Below are 18,470 nucleotides of genomic sequence, written 5' to 3'. Positions count from 1 at the left end.
ATTACATGCGAAAATCACACCGTCAAAGGCTGCAATGCAGCAGATGATAGGTTCTGCTTGTCCCTTTTTAAGGAAGTATTGTTTGCACATCTCATTATACAAATCAAAAACTCAACGTTCATGAGGAAAATTCTATGCTCGTTGCTTGCCGTACTGCTGCTATTGATCCAGCTGGGCGTGCAGGCACAGGAAAGAACGATTTCTGGTAAAGTTTCGGATGCGACCGGCATGCCACTGCCTGGTGCATCAGTAACTGTGAAGGGGTCAACGCTTGGCACTTCTACCGGCTCGGATGGCTCTTTCTCCCTTCGCGTACCTGCGAATGCAAAAACACTCACTATTTCTGCTGTGGGCTTCACCAGCCAGGACCTCACCATCGGTAGCAGGTCGGTTTTTGATATCGCATTGGCTGTTGAAGGAAAAGGCCTCGATGAAGTGATCATTACCGGTTACGGACAGCAAAAGCGGTCGCAGTATGCCGGTGCCGCTTCCAAAGTTGAGGCGAAAGCCATCAACCAGGTGCCCAATGGTAGTATTGATCAGATCCTGCAGGGCCGTGCTGCCGGTATGTATGTAACAGCTGGTTCGGGCCAGCCCGGTGCTTCTGCCAACGTAGTCATTCGTGGGGTGGGCACCATCGGCGGTTCCAGCACGCCTCTTTATATCATGGATGGTATTCCTGTACAGGCTGCTACTTTTTCCGCCCTCACGCCCTCCGATATTGCATCGGTCGATGTCCTGAAAGATGCCGTCGCCACCGCCCTCTACGGTAGCCGCGGTTCCAACGGGGTGATCGTGATCACCACCAAGCGGGGAAAGATCGGCAATAAAATTACCTACGGCGCCAAGGCACAGGTAGGTTTCTCCGATCGCACGAGGCCTAAATTCGAAATGATGAACTCCAAACAACGCCTGCAGTATGAAGCAGAAGTGGGCGCTGAAAATGACATCACCATCGGACCAGGCTGGTACCTCAACCGCAACAACCCCGCCAATGCCGGGTTGCCTCCTTCCACCCTCCAACGCTACGATCAGATACTCGATAGCCTGGGCAATACCAATGCCGATTGGGAAGACATCTTCTTCCGCCGTGGGCGCACCCAGGAGTATGAGGTAAACGCTTCCGGGGGAAGTGACAAAGTAGCCTTTTATTCATCACTCAACTATTTCAAGCAGGACGGTATTTCCATCCGCTCTTCCCTCGAAAGGTTCTCCCTGCGTAACAACGTAGACATAAAAGGCGACCGGCTGACCATAGGCATCAACAGTACCCTGAACTATGCTACCAGCAGCGGTATCGAATCAGAAAATACAACGGCTGTAAGTAATCCGTTCGCTTCCGTGTACTATGCACTGCCCTATGAATTGCCTTATAAGGACGGCGTATTGATGCATCCCGGTAATGCATCCGGTCCCGATGGTGGTAATCCCCTGGTGGCTGCAGATCCCGATAAACCTTACCTGGTGTACGACCAGCGTGAAGGTTCTACCGCCCTCGAAAGGATGCTGGCCACTACCCGAAGGACCAATGAGATCAAGGCCGTGCTGGGTGCCAATATCCGCTACCGGATAACCGATGAACTGGCGCTCGTAAGTACACTCGGCCTCGATTTTCGGGAAACATTGACGCAGCGATTCATCGATCCCAGCTCCTATACCGGTACGTTGGTACCAGGTGCACAAGGCTCCATGTCGGAAGGAACCGGCCGGTTCATGCGCCTCTTTGGCAACGCCGGGTTCAATTTCAATAAAACCATTGCCGGCTTACACGCAGTAGATGCAAGTGTGCTGGTAGAAAATACCAAGGCAACCGCCAGAAGTTTCAACTATGTAGGTTATGGTATCAATCCGCTGCTGCCCAATACACCTGCGGGTGTTACACCAGGTAGTGCTGATGGATTTATTCCAACGGTAGGTGGAGGGCGCGATGCCAACGTACTGCAATCATTGATCGCCATCGCACGGTATACTTATGATGGCAAATACACCTTCAATGGTAGTTTCCGGGTCGACCGTTCCTCCATGGTACCCAAAGACAACCGCTCTATCTCCTATTTTGCAGTGGGCGCTACCTGGAATATGCTGAAAGAAAGCTTCCTCCAGAATGCTGACTTCCTGAGTGAATTGCAACTGCGGGCCAGCTACGGTACATCGGCCAGCCCATTCAACAGCTCATTCGGGTACCTGTCGCTGTACGGCGCCACGGTCTATAATGGGGTACCTGGTAATGGGCTCGCCCAACTTGGTAACCCTAATTATGACTGGGAATATGCCAATACCACCAATATCGGTATCGACTTCGGTTTCCTCAATTCCCGCATCCGTGGTACCATCGAGTTGTATAATAAGGCTACCAAAAACCTGTTCGTGTCGCAGAAACTGTCGGCCTGGTCTGGTGACGCCAGTCTGGATATCAATGCCGGTAAGATGCGTAACCGCGGTGTAGAATTGACCATTACCGGTGATGTGGTGGCCAATAACTTTATTCGTTGGAGCGTAGGTGGTAATATCGGCATCAACCAAAACCGTATAACCAGCCTGGGGCAGGTCAACGAGTTTGAACTGGGTACCTCCATCATTCGCGTAGGACTGCCCTTCGGTGCCCACTATATTCCCAAATGGGCCGGTGTGGATGCCGCTACCGGTAACCCGCTTTACTACAACAAAGACGGCTCCATCACCAGTTCGTACAACAGCACCACCCAAAGTGTGGCTGAATTCGGCAGCTGGCTACCCAAGTACAACGGCGGTTTCAACACCCGTGTAGACTATAAGAACTTTTATGTGGAAGCCTTCTTCAGCTTCGTAGGAGGTAACAAACGGTTCAATAACGAGGATTTCTTCAACGAAACTTCCTCTTTTGCGACCAGCAACCAATCGACCAGGTTACTGGAACGTTGGAGAAAACCGGGCGACGTAACCAATATTCAGAAGTTTGGTACCTCCCGCAGCTTCTCGTCCAAAGATATCCAGGATGCGTCGTTTGTGCGTTTCAGAAACCTGAATGCAGGCTACACCATCCCGAAGAAATGGTTGCAGGAAATGCGCATATTCTCCGCGGCTACTATTTATGTAATGGGGCAGAACTTGTATACGTTCACCAACTGGCGTGGATTCGATCCGGAGGATAACAACAATATCTCGACGTTCGAGTACCCAGCGCAACGCTCATTTGTAGCCGGCCTGAATCTTACATTCTAAAGGACACTTTAATTAAAGCATCATGAAATTGAGTAAATATATATGGGGGCTGGCGTTGGTTGTACTGACTGCCTCCTGCGAAAAGCAACTTGATATCACACCTCCCGACGGTATCGAAGAGGATAATGCGATGACCAATGTTCCCGACCTGGAGAAAGCGATGATCGGTGCCTATGCCCAGATCAACGGGAGCTACGACAATGATATTTATGCGAACGCTTTGTATTCCGATGAAGCTACCCTGCCGCTGGAAAACAATACCGGTCGCGGTGTGATCGCCTACCGCTGGCAAACGGATCCCGGTATTGGTGAGGTAACGGCCACCTGGTTTTCTTATGCCTTTGGTGTAGACCGGGCCAACCGGATCATCGCAGCAGCGGATAAACTGAAAGGGAAAACAGCCGCAGAAGAAACCCAACGTCTGCGCGTAAAAGGAGAAGCCATTGGCATGCGCGCTTTTTGCGAATTGCAGGTGTTGATCAACTTTGCCGAGAACCTGCAACCAGGCTCCAAAGGTGTTCCTTACATCTATGAGGCGAAGATCCAGAAGCCCAAGCGCGAAACAGTAAGTACCGTACTGACCAACGTACAAAAGGATATCATCGATGCGATAGCGCTGATACCCGCCGGTTTTGGCGATCGCAACCGCATCACCTTACTGGCGCTCTATGCCATGCAGGCCCGCGCATCGCTGTACCAAAAGAACTGGGACCTCGCGATCAGCGCAGCCACCACAGTGATCAATGCCTTGCCGCTCGCTACCCGGGCCCAGTATCCTTCCATCTGGACCGACGAAATAAATACCGAAGTAGTATGGAAGCACAAACGCACAGAAGGGCAATCGCGACTTGGAGACGTTTTCTATGATCGCGCGCAAAACAAGATCATGTATGGTGTAGCGAATGAACTGGCCTCCCTATACGCTGCCGAAGACGTACGGTACGAAAGCACCGTGTTAGACTTGGGCGGTGGCCGCTTAGCCGTAGGCAAATACTGGGGTGGCGATGCCAATGAGCCAGGCCGTGCCGACGTCAAGGTATTCCGCACTGCAGAGATGTACCTGATCCGTGCAGAGGCTTATGCTGAAAAAGAGCAGTTGATATCAGGATCCGCCGATCTCAATAACCTGCGTGCCCGCCGTATCGACGGATATACGAATGAAAGTTTCGGTACCAAAAGCAGCCTTATCGATGCCATCATGATGGAACGGTACAAAGAGCTGGCATTTGAAGGGCAACGAATGAATGACCTGCGCAGAAAGCTATGGCCGGTGACCCGCAATCCGGAAGATGCGACGAACGCGCTTGGAGCTGTATTGCTCAATCCAACGGACAAGACCTACTACTGGCCTATTCCGGCAGATGAGATACTGGCCAACGAAAACATGGAACAGAACCCCACCTACAAATAGTGGTAATACTTCATAAACACTCAAAATAGTTTTATGATCAAACATATTAGAAAAAGCATCCTTGGTCTGCTGGTAATAGCGCTGGTGATGGGATGTAAAAAAGAGAAAACTGCGGTCCCGCCCTCCTTTATCCATTTCGATTTCGCGAATGCGGGAAGCTACTTTATTACGCAGGATGGTAAATCAAGCTATAAGATCGTCGTTGGCCTCACTACACCCGCCGATATAGACCGGACCGTCAATATCTCGGTGAGTTCGCCAAGCGGCGCAGTAGAAGGGCAGCAATATACGCTTAGCAAAAAGACGATCACTATTCCGGCTGGTCAAACAATTGACAGCATCATCGTAAAAGGTCTTTATGCCGGGTTCTCCGGCGGAAGACAGGATACGCTGGTGTTTGGCATTACCGGTGGTAATGCCTCTCCGCTGGAGGAAGCAAAGAGTTATACGCTGGCTTTGCAGCAGTATTGCGAGGTAGACATCGACAATTTTGCCGGTCTGTACACAGGTCAGGATTACCAGGATGGCGCTACTGTAGGTGGAGCTTATGATATATACTTCACGCCGGTCGCTACTACAGGCGCCACTTCGGGTACGTTAAGTGTAGACGGCTTGTGGGAAGTGCCGATCCCTGTGAATGTGAATATTGATTGGAAAGATCCGTCTAACTTTACTACGGAGGTGCCGGTGCAGCCCTGGTTTATGCATAGCACCTATGGCCAGATCACGATCAGGCCTGCCGGTAAAGGAACGTTCTCCAGTTGTAGCAATACATTTGAGATTCGCTTCGAAGTAACTGCTCCGGGTGGTACATTCGGCCAGTATGTGTCGATCATACATCGATAACAATGATCTCCGGATATAAAACAAATCAGGCCATCCCGTGCGGGATGGCCTGATTTGTTTATAGTATTAATGCGATTTTACTGCAATACTTCACGTAGCTTTTCTTCCAACGCCTGACCTCTTAATCCCTGGGCAATCACCTTGCCCTGCGGGTCGATCAATACATTGAATGGAATGCCATTGAAACCAAAGGTGCTGACGGCCTTGCTTTGCCAGAAAGCCAGATCGCTTAGATGTGTCCAGGTCAACTGGTCATTCTTAACAGCATCCAGCCATTTGCCCCGGTCTTTATCAAGCGAAACACCCACGATGGTGAAGTTCTTGTCTTTGAATTGCTGGTAAGCATATACCACATTGGGGTTTTCAGCCCGGCAGGGACCACACCAGCTGGCCCAAAAATCTACCAGCACATATTTCCCTTTAAAGGAGGACAGCGCTACATCTTTACCCTTTTCATTGGGCAATACCAGCTCTGGTGCTTGCTTACCCACCCAGTTGCCGGAAGCCGAACGTTCTTCCTGCTGCGCTTTGATCGATTCATAACGTTTCTTCAGATCGGTCAGGTTGCTGTCATTGGGAAACTTCTGGGTCACTTGTGTCAGGGTTGCTTCAAAATCGCTGATCGGCAATGTTTGCGCCGCTCTGCCAAGGGCGAAAGTGATGAGCGTAGGCTGATTGGCGGTAGTGAGGAAGTTCTTAAGGTAATTGTTCAAACCGTCCATGGCCTGGTTCTTTTTATTGGTGGCAGCCATTACGCTGCTATCGCTCGCCTGGATCTGCTTGAGGCTGTCCAGCGCCTGCATCTGTTTTTCAACGGCTGCACGTTGCTCGCTGTAATCGAAAATGAAATCTTTCAGCTGCTCGCTGGCGACGGAACCTTTTACTTCGTAGAATTGGCTCTTATTACTAAAGTCAACCTTGAGGTCGATGGACTTGCTGTCGTTGATCAGTGGCAGGATAGGACCTTCGCCGATCACGATATTGTACAACCCGCCTTCACTCAGTGCGGCTCCTTTCAGGTGAAAGGTCTTTTGTGTGGCCGGGATAGTAATGGTATCGAGTAAGATAGGGCCGGCTTCGCCGCCAAACGGAATTTCATACAGCCCGATCTTGATCTTTCCCTGGTTGATCACACCAGGAAAGCCCGATTCGATCAGTTCAGTGTGTTCAAGGGTGCCTGTCACTTCCAATACGTGCTTGTCCTTATCGCCACAGGCGACCAGCAACAACAACACGACACCGGAAAGCAGGTTCAACAGTTTATTCATACAGTATTACGATTGTAGTTTTTTTAATAGAATATCATTGGTCAGTTTGGGATCGGCTTTGCCTTTGGAGATCTTTTTAACCTCACCTACGAAAAGGCCCATGAGTCCTTTTTTGCCTTTCTGGTATTCGGCCACCTTCTCCGGCATTTTGTTCAGTACTTCTTCGATCCAGGCTGCCACATTACTTTCGTTGGAATCCTGCAGCAGGTTGAGCGCTTTGGCCAGTTCCAGCGGAGCCTTTCCTGGTTCCTTCAGCAAGGCTGGTAAAACCCGGGTGGAAGCGATGGAGAAGTTCAGCTGATTGCTATCGACCAATGCGATCAATGCCGCAAGAGTGGCTGGTGCTATCGGAAACAACTCGATGGAAGCATTGTTCTCATTCTGCCAGGATTTGATGGGGCCCAGCATCCAGTTGGCGACCGCTTTGTAGTTGGCCGTATGTTGGATCACTGCTTCGAAGAAGTCGGATGTTTCGCGCTCATCGCACAACACGCGTGCATCGTATTCGGGCAGGTTGAGTTCGGTCGTATAGCGCGCCACGCGCGCTTCGGGTAAGGCGGGAATATCTTTTTTGATGGCTTCCAGCATCGAGTCCGATACGCGGAAAGGCGTAAGATCGGGATCGGCAAAATAGCGGTAGTCATTGGCATCTTCCTTGGTACGCAGCGCGAAAGTGGTACCATTGCCGGCATCGAAACTGCGGGTTTGCTGTATGATGGGTTCGCCTTTTTCGATCAGGTCTACGAGTCGTTGTGCTTCAAACTCGATCGCTCTTTTAACGTTGCGGATCGAGTTGAGGTTCTTCACCTCTACTTTGGTACCCAGTTTGGGATCGCCTTTTTTGCGCACGGAGATATTGGCATCGCAACGCATGCTGCCCTCTTCCAGGTTGCCGTCGCAGATGCACAGGTAGCGCACCAGTTTTCTGAGTTCGGTGAGATAAGCATAGGCTTCATCACCACTGCGAAGGTCTGGTTCGGTGACGATCTCTACCAGGGGCACGCCCGCACGGTTATAGTCGACACAGGTATTGCGCGGGTCGGCATCGTGAATGCTTTTGCCGGCATCTTCTTCCATGTGGATCCTGTTCAGCAACACGTCTTTTTCTCCGGCCGCGGTGCGTATCTTGACACGTCCGCCGATGCATACCGGGGTCGTATGTTGCGATAATTGATAGCCTTTGGGAAGGTCGGGATAGAAATAATTCTTGCGGGCAAAATAGTTGTTTCGGCTGATCTCGCTATCGCAGGCAATGCCCAGGCGGATAGCATATTCAACTGCTTTCTTATTGAGTTTGGGCAAGGTGCCCGGATGGGCGAGGGTAATGGGGCTGATATGGGTATTCGGTTCACCCCCAAAAGCCGCACTGTCACCGCAAAATAACTTGCTCTCCGTCAATAGCTGTGCATGGACTTCCAGTCCAACAACAACTTCATATGTGGAATCTTTCAGATCAGCCATAAAATTCAAGGTCTACTAAGCCAGCAAAAATACCTCATTACAGGCGTATTTCCCAGTTTGCTCTGCCCGGCATAGGATGAACGGTGACCGTTAACGGTTTCTTACTGTGCAGGTTGTGCCTCGTTGGTTCGGCGTTGTGGGGGCGGGGGCTGAAACCGGGGCCGCCATGGAGCAACAATTCCAGTAATCAGCGGGTTGACCAGGCTATCCTGGCAGGCGCCCGAATGACCTGGTATTGCCGCCACCGCCCCTACACACCGGTCTTAGCGCCGGGCGGCGGCGCTTTCAGGGGCCTGTGTAGGTCCTCTTTAAAACCTCCCATCCTGGGGTCATCCCAGGGTCATCCTAGGGTTATCCTAGGGTCATCCTTGGGTTTTAACCCTGGGATGACCCAAACAAGACCCTATGTTGACCCTACCAGGGTAGGAGGAAGAGAGGTGCTATCCTATACCTACCAACAGCCTCGCCGATTGGCCGGCAATAGCCCGTTGGGACCAAGGCAGCAGCGTAGATACGCTGTATCCTCTATAACTGCATACATTCTCAATGCTTGAGGAGTGAATGCGGCGAGTAGGGGCCTTAGAGTAGTTTAAATTGTTGAATATCAATGCCTGAAAATAAAAAAGCCCTCCACCAGGGAGGGCTGCCTTTCTACTATCAGGAAATTATTTACAGATTGGCGGTCTTCAGTTTCTTGGGCGTTTTCAGCTCCAGGCTTTGGGTTTTACCATCCCGGGTAAGCTTCACGGTCACAGAGGGTTTTTCACGCGATTCGCGGGCGGCGGTTGACAGTTCGTCGGCGCTGTTCACAGTTTTGCCATCGAATTCGGTGATGATGTCATCTTCCTTGATACCTGCTTTTTCGGCGATCGACTCATCATCGACCTCCAGCACTTTTACGCCCTTGCCATCTTCCGTATCCTGGGCACGGATGCCGAGGCGGGGACGACCCATCGAAAATACGCGCGGGCCGCTACCATTATCGTCAAAGTTGAAATCGAAATTGCGGAGACCCTGCAAGCCTTGCAGACCTTCCAAGTTGGGGGCAAACATATTATTGTCACCTCCAAAACTCATGGCGCTGCTGCGTTTGCCGAGGGTAACGGTAGCTTTTTGTTCTTTGCCATCACGCTTGAAAACTACAGTTACCTTGTCTTCGGGCTTATGTTTCTTAACGGCTTTCGTTACCTCGTCGTGCGTGAATACTGCATCATCACCTATTTTGGTGATCACGTCGCCTTTTTTGAGACCCGCTTTTTCAGCGGCACTGCCCTTAGTTACTTCTTCAACAATAGCGCCTTGTTTGCTGTCTTCCGTGGCTACGCCCAGGAAAGGCGCGTTGGTGAGTTCGTTGAAGTTGGGGGCATCCCCGCTAAAGTTCCAGCCCCCACCATTGCTGCGGAAAGGGGAAACCTGTACACCAGCAACACCCGGACGGCCCCTGCGTACAGAGAGATTTTCGTCCTCAAAATCATCCAGGGGCTTGCCGTTGATGGTCACATTGCCATCCTTGATCTCGACAACGACTTTGCCGTCTTTGTCGGATTTCTTACGAATGATGATCTCATCGTATTGTTTGATCTTGCTCTTGTTTTTGTCGCTACCGTCCTGGGCAGCAACAGGCTGGTTCAGCATCAGTGTCAATGCGGCCAGTCCGGCCAGTGGTAAGGAATATCTGCGCATGCGATAAAAAGATTTATAAGTTTAACTACGTTGACTTTCGTACATCAAATATAGGGAAATATTGCAAATACGAAAAATTTCGGAAATGCTGGGCGGGCTTTAACAGGGAATTGGGAAAATAGGCTGCTGGGGGTGATGAATGTAGGGAAGATGGGTAGCGGGGTAGCGCAGCGGCGCGCATAGATCGAGACCGTGAATATCGGGGCTATACGAGGCAAGGGGCGCGATGCGGCTCGGTTTGGTAGGAGAGAATAGGTCGGTGTTGTTTAATTGTTTGTTGGCGTACACCAACAAAAAAGCGGATGGCAACGCCATCCGCTTTACTTATCTTATATACTGCCTGCTTACAGCAGCGATTTGATCTTTTCAATCACGGGTTTCAGCCCGGCTGCATCCTGTCCACCTGCCGTAGCCAGTGTCTTTTGACCGCCGCCGCCACCTTTGATCAGGGGAGCCACATGCTCCTTGATCAGCTTGCCGGCATCGAGGCCTTTCGCTGCTACCACCGTTTCTGAAATACCGATGGCCACGAAAGGTTTACCGCCGATATTGGCACACAACACTGCTACATAATCGCGCAGGTTGGTCTTCAGGTCATGGCATACCTTCTTGAGCGCGTCGGCATTGCCCACCTCGATGATATCACCGATGAAGTTGACACCATTCACGATCTCATCTTTCTGCAACAGTTCGTTGCGCACGCCCACCAGTATCCTGTTTTCCAGGTGCTCCAGTTTCTTCTTCAGGTCATTGTTGTCGGCAGACAAGGTTTCGACTGCTTTCACGACATCTTGCGGATTCTTGAGCGACTCGCGCACCACCCGCAGCTGCTCTAGCTGTCCGTTTACAAAGCTCTCGGCTGCACTACCGCACACCGCTTCTATACGACGCACACCAGCGGCTACCGCAGTTTCCAGTTTGATCTTGAACAGGCCCAGCTCACCGGTAGCGCCCACATGGGTACCACCACACAATTCGATGGAGAACTCGGGATCGATGATCACCACACGTACCACATCGCCATATTTTTCGCCAAACAGCGCCATAGCGCCCAGTTGCATGGCTTCTTCCTTCGGCATTTCTTTAATGAGCACCGGCACATTCTCGCGGATCTTTTCATTCACGATCGCTTCTACCTTGCTCAGCTCTTCTTCGGTGATCTTGGCAAAATGCGAAACGTCGAAACGAAGGTTTTCATCATTCACCAGCGAACCCTTCTGGGCCACGTGGGTACCCAACACCTGGCGCAGCGCTGCGTGCAGCAGGTGCGTGGCCGAGTGGTGCACCATGATCTTGCGGCGACGTTCGGGATTCACGCTTGCATCCACCGGTGCCGTGATGTTCACCGGCAGTTTATCGGTAAAGTGAATGATCAGTTCGTTTTCTCTTTTGGTATCGGTGACGGCCACGATCTCCCCATCGAAGTACAGCTGACCGGTATCACCTACCTGGCCACCGCTTTCGGAATAGAAAGGCGTGGTCTCCAGTACCAGCTGGAACGATTCCTTACCCTTGGCCTTGACCTTACGGTACTTTACGACCTTGGTCAGGATATTGAGTTGCTTGTAGCCAATGAACTTCTGGCCCTTGCTCTCGTAAATATTTACCCAGTCTTCGGTATCGAGTGCGGTAGCAGCGCGGCTTCTATCTTTCTGCTGCTTCATTTCCTTTTCAAATCCGGCTTCATCTACCGTCAGCTGTTGTTCGCCAGCGATCAGCCTGGTCAGGTCGACGGGGAAACCATACGTGTCGTACAGCTCGAATGCCGCCGTACCATTGATGGTTTTATTCGTTGCCTGAGCCACCAGTTCGTCCATTTTGCGCAACCCCTTTTCCAGCGTACGCAGGAACGCGTCTTCTTCTTCCTTCACCACCTTGGTCACGAAATCGACCTGCTGCTGCAGTTCGGAGAATACGGTCTTAAACTGCTCCGCCAGTACAGGCACCAGTTGGAACAACAGGGGCTGTTTGTAGTCGAGGTAGCTATAATAATAACGAACGGCGCGGCGCAGGATGCGGCGGATCACATAGCCGGCTCCCGTATTGGAAGGCAGCTGTCCATCGGCAATGGTAAAGCTGATGGCACGGATATGATCGGCAATCACGCGGAAGGCGATCGCTTCTTTTGAATCGGAGTAATCGTATTTCTTACCGGCAATCTTTTCGGTAGCCGCGATGGTACCGGTGAATACATCGGTATCGTAATTACTTTGTTTGCCCTGGATCACACGCACCAGCCGCTCGAAGCCCATGCCCGTATCGACGTGTTTCGCGGGGAGGGTTTCCAGGGTGCCATCTTTCAGGCGGTTGTATTGTATAAATACATTGTTCCAGATCTCGATCACCTGCGGGTGGTCGGCATTGACGAGCGAAGCGCCGGCTACCGCAGCACGCTCTTCATCCGTACGGCAGTCCACGTGGATCTCCGTACAGGGACCACAGGGCCCGGTATCGCCCATTTCCCAGAAATTGTCTTTCTTATTGCCCATCAGGATGCGGTCTTCCGCCACCCATTTCTTCCACTCTACAATGGCTTCTTCATCGCGCGACAACTTTTCCTTCTCATCCCCTTCAAACACGGTCACGTACAGGCGGTCTTTGGAGAGCTTAAACACCTCGGTCAGCAGCTCCCAGCTCCAGGCAATGGCCTCTGCCTTGAAATAACCGGCGGCCGCGTTGGCCGGATCGCCAAAGCTCCAGTTGCCCAGCATCTCAAACATAGTGTGGTGGTAGGTATCTACCCCCACTTCTTCCAGGTCGTTGTGCTTACCGCTTACCCGCAGGCACTTTTGGGTATCTGCTACCCGGTTGTGGGGCGCCTTCCTATTACCTAAAAAATAATCCTTAAACTGGTTCATACCCGCGTTGGTAAACAGCAGGGTAGGGTCGTTCTTCACCACGATCGGCGCGGAAGGAACGATAGTATGGCCTTTCGATTGGAAAAAATCCAGAAAATGCTGCCTGATCTCGGCACTGTTCATCGTTGTCATAATTATTCGGAACAATCTTTGTTAAAGTCGTCTGCCTTGTATGGGTTGCGCGGGCTGCTAAAACGCCGCCCCGCGTAAGATTACCGCCACCTTGATGTTGCCCTGGTCACACTAAATCCCAAAGCCGGAACGTTAGAGCTTCCATTACCTAATCGGCAAAAGATCAACATTTTCGTGTAGGTTTGTAACCTTGGTTAAGAAAACGTGGTGCAAAGGTAATTGAATTAAGACTGTTTTAATGATGGAAACAAGCCCTTTAGTCCGGGCCGTGCTTCATGAAAAAGATTAAGTATTTCTATAACACAAATACCCTCCGCTATGAAAAGCTGGAGACGCCGCTCCGGGTAAAACTGTTGCGGGTACTCGGCTTTATATCGGCTGCGATCGTTACGGCGATCATCATCGTCTCTATAGCTTACCGCTACTTCCCCTCAGCTAGAGAAAGAGAGTTGGTTGCCGACAACGTCGAGCTGCAGCAGCAATTTGAAGTGCTGGAAGAGCGCACCAAAAAGATCACGCAGCGCATGACCGAGCTGGAAAAGCGCGATAACGAGGTGTACCGCACCATTTTCGAAGCGGACCCCATCCCGGATAGCGTTCGCGCCAAAGAAATTGCCCAGCAAAAGGAAACCCAGCTGGTCATGAAGATGGCCAACTACCAACTCGAGAATTCGATTGTAGAGACGATTAATAACCTCACCAACCGGATCAGTTCCCAGGAAAGGTCATATAATGAAATTGCTGAATTCGTGAAGAATAAGGAGCAGATGCTGGTGTCGACCCCCGCCATCCAACCTGTCAGTAACTCCGACCTGAAACGGGTAGCCTCCGGTTTTGGTTACCGCATCGACCCCGTGTATAAAACGGTCAAGCTGCACAACGGTCTCGATTTTGCCGCCCCCCAGGGCACCCCCATCTACGCCACCGCCAACGGCACCGTCAGGGTGGCCGCCAACACCGGTACGGGCTATGGTAACCACGTGGTTATCAACCATGGATACGGATACGAAACCCTTTATGGGCACATGTTCCGCATCAAGGTAAAAGCCGGTCAAAAGGTATTGCGCGGGGAGATCATCGGATGGGTGGGTAGCACTGGTAAGTCGACCGGACCCCACTGCCACTACGAAGTCCACAAAAATGGTCGCCACCTCGACCCGGTCTACTTCTTCTATAATGATCTGACGCCCGAGCAATACGACCGACTGCTCAAGATGGCCGCGTCCAGCAACCAGAGCTTCGACTAGCATCCGCGCATTTGACACCCTGTCTGACTCTTTGTCTTACAACGGAGTATGACGGAATTATGACTAATGAGATGTTAAACCTTTTGGGAACTTTGGCGTTGTAACTGTAATTTTGCACACGAACATGTTACAAGCACCTGATATATTATCTTTTGCCTATAAGCAACCCCTGATGCAGGGACAACTGGATGTGATGTATGAAAAGGAACAACAGATACCTGGTTCCGTTCAATATGTCATCAGTCGTTACCGTAAACATGCACAGTGGGGTATCGATGATGCAGGTATGATGGTATATCATTATAAGAAGAATGATCCGGCCAAGAATTATATCGAGCTGCGGTTCTGCATTTCCGGTAATGTGTATTGCCGGGAAAAAGCTACCGAGTGCGATCAGTGCCGGGTAGGTTCCTCCCGCAACTGTAGCGAAAGAGTGGAGAGCGTTGATGTGCTCAGTTTCCGTTTCTCGCCCGTACATCTCTCCCAATTTGTAAGTTCACGCCGCCAGGAAGATGAACTGATCGCTACCGATAACATCCTGCAGTTTACCCATCCTTCTTCCTTCACCAAGATCCTGTCGCTCTGCGGCCGCACCCGTATGGTGCTGGAAGCGCTGCTGAATCACTCCTACACCGGCAGCCTGGAGAATATCTATATCAATGCACAGGTGCAAATGCTCCTGTTGTACAGCTTGGAATGTATGCTCGGCGATGAGAAAAGTCCCGAGAAAGCGATCGAGACCTTCCAGTGCAAGTTCCTGGCCAACGACGCCGATCGCGAAAAGATCGTACGTGCCCGGGAAATTCTGTTGCAACACATTGGTGAGCCCATCACCATCAAAGAACTCAGTCGCAAAGTGGCGATCAACGAGTGTTACCTCAAGAAAGGCTTTAAAGAACTGTTTGGCACTACGGTGTTCGACTTCTACCAAAGCCAGCGTATGGAGCACGCCCGTTACCTGCTGTACGAAAAAGGCCTGAGTGTAACAGAAGTCTCCATGATGCTGGGTTACTCCTCCATTTCACACTTCTCTACTGCCTTTAAGAAACACACGGGTCTGAAGCCTTGTGAACTGTTGCTGCACGCGTAGTATAGTTTTCCACATCGCGCAAGTCTGATTTCCCGTTTCAGTAAACACCCCATCCCGGGCGGCTATTACATTTGCTGCACTTTCCTTAGCAACAACCAGGTTTCACGGCGTTTCGCCGTGGATTAAACGCTATTACTTTTATGACTGTAAGAAATTACGGCAGCACCTCTATGATGGTGTGTGCACTGACATTGCTATGTCTGTACACGTCAGCCCAACAAACCACACCCGATACCATTTCCTGGCGTCCAATGCAGGATGTTGTGGTGACAGGGCAGTATTCCCCTCAATCGGTTAAGAATTCCGTTTACCGGGTAAGGACTATCAACCGCGAGCGCATCGCGATGCGTGGCGCCACCGATGTTGCCGGTGTGCTCAACACAGAACTGGGCGTTCGTTTCCAAATGGATTATACCCTCGGCGAAAGCGATACCAAGATCATGGGCCTCGGCGGCCAGCGGGTGAAGATCCTCCTGGATGGCGTACCCCTGGTGGACCGCGACGCGACCAAGCAAAGCCTGAGCCAGATCGACATCAACTCCATCGAAAGGATCGAGCTGGTAGAAGGGCCTATGAGTGTAATATATGGTACCGATGCGCTGGCCGGGGTGATCAACATCATCACCAAAAAGAACAAAGGCAAAGATGGTTTCAGCATCAATGCCCGGGTACAGGAAGAAACGACCGGCAGTAAATACAGTCCCTTTGCCAAGGCAGGCATCCACAACGAAAACCTCAGTTTGGCTTACCAGCACAAAGGCCTCAATTTTTCGGTATATGGTACACGCAATGACTTTGGCGGCTGGAATGATACAGCTGCCTATCCCGCGAAGGTGTGGAAACCTAAAAAACAATGGATGACCGGTGGTTCCGTCGGCTATCGCTTTAAGAACCTGCAGGCCTGGTACCGCCTCGATTACCTCAATGAAGAGTTGTATGATGCAGGCCCCATGTTTACCACGAGCTACGCAGGCCTCGATAAATATTATCTCACCGACCGCTACACCCACCAGGCACAGGCCGACTGGGCTGTCAACGGAAAGCTGAACATCAACGCTGCTGTTTCTTACCAGGATTATCAACGCGCTACCGAAACCTATTCGATCGATTATCGCGCCGGAACCAAGACGGCCGCGCAGGGTGAGGGCTACTGGGACGTGTCGAAGTTCAATACCTTCTTCGCCCGCACCACGGCACAATGGCGTATATCGCCGGCGGTCAGTGTACAACCCGGCGTAGAGTTCAAAAGTGATCATACCAGCGGTGAACGGGTGAGTGGTACACCTACCATCAACGACTTCTCAATATTTGCCTCTGCCGAGTTGAAACCAACGGATAAGATACTCATCAAGCCGGGTGTTCGGTTCTCCAACAACTCGGTATACGACGCGCCACCGGTTATCCCTTCACTGAATACGAAATTCATCCTGAGTGAATCACTCGATCTGCGCCTGTCGTATGCGCGTGGTTTCCGGGCACCCATCCTGCGCGAGCTCTACTTCAACTTTCATGATGCCAGTCACAGCATCGAAGGCAATCCCAACCTGAAGGCAGAGTACTCCAACAGCTTTATCGGTTCCGTCACCTGGCAGCCGGTGAAAGCCAGCGGTGTACACCTGACGTCGACGCTGTCCGGATTTTACAATGACTACCACGACTTCATCGATATCTATTTCGATTCCGCACGCAACGTCAATACCTACTTCAACCAATCCCGGTATAAAACGATAGGCGGAACCTGGGAGAATACGTTACAGTGGAAAAATCTTACCGCCACCCTGGGTCTTTCTTATTTAGCTTATAACAATATCTACGCTGCCGATCCCGGCCTTAAGGGAAATCATTCCGAATATACCTGGTCTCCTGAGATCAACAGCAATATCACCTATCGCATTCCGGCCTGGGGTACACAGCTGGGTTTATTCTATAAGTTCAACGGTTCGCTCCCTACTTATATACTCAATGTCGATAAAGAGATCACTCTTTCTAAAAGGGATGCTTACCACTGGGCCGACCTGACCGTTACGCAGCAGGTATATAAATTCCTGTCGGTACAGGCTGGCGCCAAAAACCTGTTTAACGTGAAAAGAGTGCCGAATGGTGCTACCGGCGGAGCACACAGTACCAGCGGGCCTGCCCTCGCGGGATACGGTCTATCCTTCTTTGCCGGTGTCAATTTCCAATTGTCCAGAAACTAAAGCTCATATACTACTAAATCACCCAAGAATGTCTACTAAAATGAAAGTGAATCATCTCTTATTGTGCGCAGGCTTCTCCCTGGCCCTGGCATCCTGTGATAAAGACGATAATAAGATTGTGGTTCCTCCACCCTCTGAAGGCACCACTATTACCCTGAACGGCGGCGCCGGTGGTGCCAATGCCGAGAACTCCGTATTCGTTGACTTCAGCACTGATAAGCAAGACTCTGCCAAACGCAATGGCTGGGACCTGGCCTTTAGCAGTGGCACCGATTTCCGCGTGTTGATCAACAACACCACAGCTGCTACTGCGAAGCAGATCAATAAAACCAGCCTGGCCGATGTAGTGGCTGCTGACACGGTTGGATTTGCGGGTTCACTGGCCCTCGGTCAGGGCGCAGGTACCTTTGGCATCATCGATGATGTGGATGGCGACCTGTCCAAGGCAGTGATCGCTGCCATATCCGCTACTGAATCTGAAAACAAGATCTACATCCTGAAGCCTTCCAATGGCATGGTATCTGGTGTGCGCGACTGGTACAAGATCCGCATCATCCGCAACGGCAGCAACTACAGACTGCAATATGCGAAGCTGTCGGAGACTGCACCCAACACCATCGATGTCAACAAAGATGCTGCGCTGAACTTCAAATACGTATCGCTGGAAGCGAATGCAGCGGTAACGGTAGAGCCTGCCAAGGCCAACTGGGATATCGAATGGACTGTTGCAACCTACAAGGCCAGCCCTACTATTCCTTATCCCTACTCCGACTACGTATACATCAACTACCTGGCGGGTGTTACAGCTGCTGAAGTGCTGACCACTACCGTGAGCTATGATGCCTACGCGGAAGCGAATATTGCCGCTACTACTTTTACGTCAAACAAAGTGGCGATCGGTGGTAACTGGCGCAGCACGCAAGCACCTATCGGTGTGAAAACCGACCGTTTCTATGTGGTGAAAGATGGTGCCGGTAACGTATACAAGCTGCGTTTCATCAGCTTCCATCCTTCTGATGGCGGTGTACGCGGATTCCCGAAGATCGAATACAAGCTCGTTAAGAAAGCCTAACCA

11 protein-coding genes are annotated in these 18,470 nt (G+C 51.2%); 7 read left to right on the top strand and 4 right to left on the bottom strand.

What is annotated here, in order from left to right:
• The first annotated feature begins 120 nt into the window (after window positions 1-120).
• The 3 genes from P2W70_RS05950 to P2W70_RS05940 are packed head-to-tail and all read left to right on the top strand — an operon-like array spanning window position 121 to window position 5,458.
• On the top strand, window positions 121-3,201 hold the full coding sequence (locus tag P2W70_RS05950; RefSeq protein WP_276480520.1) for a SusC/RagA family TonB-linked outer membrane protein: 3,081 nt from the start codon (window positions 121-123) through the stop codon (window positions 3,199-3,201).
• Between the two features lie 22 nt (window positions 3,202-3,223).
• A complete protein-coding gene (locus P2W70_RS05945; protein ID WP_276480519.1) occupies window positions 3,224-4,612 on the top strand; it encodes a RagB/SusD family nutrient uptake outer membrane protein in 1,389 nt (462 codons plus the stop codon).
• Window positions 4,613-4,645: 33 nt separating this feature from the next.
• The gene (locus P2W70_RS05940; RefSeq protein ID WP_276480518.1) at window positions 4,646-5,458 is read left to right on the top strand and encodes a hypothetical protein; all 813 of its coding nucleotides are present in this window, start codon (window positions 4,646-4,648) and stop codon (window positions 5,456-5,458) included.
• A 77-nt stretch (window positions 5,459-5,535) separates the two neighbouring features.
• Here P2W70_RS05940 and P2W70_RS05935 read toward each other — a convergent pair whose 3' ends face one another.
• The 4 genes from P2W70_RS05935 to alaS all read right to left on the bottom strand — a co-directional run bounded on the left by P2W70_RS05935 (window position 5,536) and on the right by alaS (window position 12,860).
• Complete coding sequence (locus P2W70_RS05935) at window positions 5,536-6,726, bottom strand: TlpA family protein disulfide reductase (RefSeq protein ID WP_276480517.1); 1,191 nt, start codon at window positions 6,724-6,726, stop codon at window positions 5,536-5,538.
• Window positions 6,727-6,732: 6 nt separating this feature from the next.
• On the bottom strand, window positions 6,733-8,187 hold the full coding sequence (gene gatB, locus P2W70_RS05930; RefSeq protein ID WP_276480516.1) for an Asp-tRNA(Asn)/Glu-tRNA(Gln) amidotransferase subunit GatB: 1,455 nt from the start codon (window positions 8,185-8,187) through the stop codon (window positions 6,733-6,735).
• A 669-nt stretch (window positions 8,188-8,856) separates the two neighbouring features.
• The gene (locus P2W70_RS05925) at window positions 8,857-9,870 is read right to left on the bottom strand and encodes a PDZ domain-containing protein (RefSeq protein WP_276480515.1); all 1,014 of its coding nucleotides are present in this window, start codon (window positions 9,868-9,870) and stop codon (window positions 8,857-8,859) included.
• 344 nt (window positions 9,871-10,214) lie between these two features.
• A complete protein-coding gene (gene alaS / locus P2W70_RS05920) occupies window positions 10,215-12,860 on the bottom strand; it encodes an alanine--tRNA ligase (protein WP_276480514.1) in 2,646 nt (881 codons plus the stop codon).
• Window positions 12,861-13,135: 275 nt separating this feature from the next.
• Here alaS and P2W70_RS05915 point away from each other — a divergent pair, with 275 nt between their 5' ends.
• The 4 genes from P2W70_RS05915 to P2W70_RS05900 all read left to right on the top strand — a co-directional run bounded on the left by P2W70_RS05915 (window position 13,136) and on the right by P2W70_RS05900 (window position 18,467).
• Window positions 13,136-14,107: a M23 family metallopeptidase gene (locus P2W70_RS05915; protein WP_276480513.1), complete on the top strand. Its 972-nt coding sequence runs from the start codon at window positions 13,136-13,138 to the stop codon at window positions 14,105-14,107.
• 124 nt (window positions 14,108-14,231) lie between these two features.
• Window positions 14,232-15,197 carry a helix-turn-helix domain-containing protein gene (locus P2W70_RS05910; protein ID WP_276480512.1) on the top strand — a complete coding sequence of 322 codons (966 nt, stop codon included), beginning with the start codon at window positions 14,232-14,234 and terminating at the stop codon, window positions 15,195-15,197.
• Window positions 15,198-15,337: 140 nt separating this feature from the next.
• Window positions 15,338-17,395: a TonB-dependent receptor plug domain-containing protein gene (locus P2W70_RS05905; RefSeq protein ID WP_276480511.1), complete on the top strand. Its 2,058-nt coding sequence runs from the start codon at window positions 15,338-15,340 to the stop codon at window positions 17,393-17,395.
• 28 nt (window positions 17,396-17,423) lie between these two features.
• Window positions 17,424-18,467 carry an HmuY family protein gene (locus P2W70_RS05900; protein ID WP_276480510.1) on the top strand — a complete coding sequence of 348 codons (1,044 nt, stop codon included), beginning with the start codon at window positions 17,424-17,426 and terminating at the stop codon, window positions 18,465-18,467.
• Window positions 18,468-18,470 lie beyond the last annotated feature (3 nt).

The organism is Paraflavitalea pollutisoli, from assembly GCF_029360705.1.
Classification (GTDB): Bacteria; Bacteroidota; Bacteroidia; order Chitinophagales; family Chitinophagaceae; genus Paraflavitalea; species Paraflavitalea pollutisoli.
Note: the sequence above shows the minus strand (reverse complement) of the source record. Positions and strands in the feature narration are given on the sequence as shown.